This is a genomic window from Stenotrophomonas sp. WZN-1 (assembly GCF_002192255.1).
Lineage (GTDB): Bacteria > Pseudomonadota > Gammaproteobacteria > Xanthomonadales > Xanthomonadaceae > Stenotrophomonas.
On the sequence record NZ_CP021768.1, the window covers coordinates 4,450,001 to 4,452,500 of the forward strand.

Annotated in this window: 2 rRNA genes (1 of these 2 only partly in view); both read right to left on the reverse strand. The window is 54.2% G+C overall.

The window, feature by feature from the left end:
- Window positions 1-248 precede the first annotated feature (248 nt).
- Window positions 249-363, reverse strand: a 5S ribosomal RNA gene (gene rrf, locus CCR98_RS20710).
- A gap of 126 nt (window positions 364-489) precedes the next feature.
- Window positions 490-2,500, reverse strand: a 23S ribosomal RNA gene (locus CCR98_RS20715); it runs 868 nt beyond the window's last position.

Sequence of the window (2,500 nt, forward strand, 5' to 3'; positions counted from 1 at the left end):
CGTCAACACCTTTTTTCAAGGCCGCCTCACCGGAGTGGACGTTGTTGCCGATGCTGCTTCGTCGTTGGACCCGAGGGTCTTTCGTCGTTGCGAGCCGCCTATTATGGCAGGCCTTTCAGCTTTGTCAACAACTTGTTTGAGGAACTTGAAGCTCTTCGTGAAGTTGTTGCCGCAAGTCCAGGTCGAAACCAGGTGCCTGCAAAAAAAGGAAAACCCCGCTGCGCAAGCAGCGGGGTTTTGGGTGTAAACCCTGGCGATGACCTACTCTCGCATGGCTTGAGCCACACTACCATCGGCGCAGCTGCGTTTCACTTCCGAGTTCGGGATGGGATCGGGTGGTTCCACAGCGCTAATTTCACCAGGGAGGCTTTTGGAGAGTCGCACTCGTCCCGGAGGGACAAGGCGCCAGCCTCGCATAGTTCTTGTGACGTAGCGTGCACTTGGATGCTCTTACGACGTTGTCGTAAAGCCAAGGCAACTTGAGGTTATATGGTCAAGCCGCACGGATCATTAGTATCAGTTAGCTCAATACATTGCTGTACTTACACACCTGACCTATCAACCACGTAGTCTACATGGTTCCTTCAGGGGGCTTGTGCCCCGGGAGATCTCATCTTGAGGCGCGCTTCCCGCTTAGATGCTTTCAGCGGTTATCGCTTCCGAACATAGCTACCCGGCAATGCCACTGGCGTGACAACCGGAACACCAGAGGTTCGTCCACTCCGGTCCTCTCGTACTAGGAGCAGCCCCTCTCAAATCTCCAACGCCCATGGCAGATAGGGACCGAACTGTCTCACGACGTTCTGAACCCAGCTCGCGTACCACTTTAAATGGCGAACAGCCATACCCTTGGGACCGACTACAGCCCCAGGATGTGATGAGCCGACATCGAGGTGCCAAACACCGCCGTCGATATGAACTCTTGGGCGGTATCAGCCTGTTATCCCCGGAGTACCTTTTATCCGTTGAGCGATGGCCCTTCCATACAGAACCACCGGATCACTAAGTCCTAGTTTCCTACCTGCTTGATCCGTCGATCTTGCAGTCAAGCACGCTTATGCCTTTGCACACAGTGCGCGATGTCCGACCGCGCTGAGCGTACCTTCGAGCTCCTCCGTTACTCTTTAGGAGGAGACCGCCCCAGTCAAACTACCCACCATACACGGTCCCCGACCCAGATAATGGGCCCAGGTTAGAACGTCAAGCACGACAGGGTGGTATTTCAAGGATGGCTCCGCTGCAGCTAGCGCCACAGTTTCATAGCCTCCCACCTATCCTACACAGACGAACTCAACGTTCAGTGTAAAGCTATAGTAAAGGTTCACGGGGTCTTTCCGTCTTGCCACGGGAACGCTGCATCTTCACAGCGATTTCAATTTCACTGAGTCTCGGGTGGAGACAGCGCCGCTGTCGTTACGCCATTCGTGCAGGTCGGAACTTACCCGACAAGGAATTTCGCTACCTTAGGACCGTTATAGTTACGGCCGCCGTTTACTGGGGCTTCGATCAAGAGCTTCGCCTTGCGGCTGACCCCATCAATTAACCTTCCAGCACCGGGCAGGCGTCACACCCTATACGTCCACTTTCGTGTTTGCAGAGTGCTGTGTTTTTGATAAACAGTCGCAGCGGCCTGGTTACTGCGACCCTCTTCAGCTATAGCTCGCACGAGCCACCAAAAAGGGTGCACCTTCTCCCGAAGTTACGGTGCCATGTTGCCTAGTTCCTTCACCCGAGTTCTCTCAAGCGCCTGAGAATTCTCATCCTACCCACCTGTGTCGGTTTACGGTACGGTCTGCGTAAGCTGAAGCTTAGGAGCTTTTCCTGGAAGCGTGGTATCAGTGACTTCGCCATAAAGGCTCGTCTCGGTGCTCGGTCTTAAAGGATCCCGGATTTGCCAAAGATCCAAACCTACCGCCTTTCCCCAGGACAACCAACGCCTGGTACACCTAACCTTCTCCGTCCCTCCATCGCACTTACGCGAGGTGCAGGAATATTAACCTGCTTCCCATCGACTACGACTTTCGTCCTCGCCTTAGGGGCCGACTCACCCTGCGCCGATTAACGTTGCGCAAGGAAACCTTGGGCTTTCGGCGTGCGGGTTTTTCACCCGCATTATCGTTACTCATGTCAGCATTCGCACTTCCGATACCTCCAGCAGACTTCTCAATCCACCTTCAACGGCTTACGGAACGCTCCTCTACCGCGCATAACAAAGTTATGCACCCCAAGCTTCGGTTCACTGCTTAGCCCCGTTAAATCTTCCCCGCAGACCGACTCGACCAGTGAGCTATTACGCTTTCTTTAAAGGGTGGCTGCTTCTAAGCCAACCTCCTGGCTGTCTGTGCCTTTCCACATGGTTTTCCACTTAGCAGTGAATTTGGGACCTTAGCTGTGGGTCTGGGTTGTTTCCCTTTTCACGACGGACGTTAGCACCCGCCGTGTGTCTCCCATACAGTCCGTCTCGGTATTCGGAGTTTGCAATGGTTTGGTAAGTCGCGAT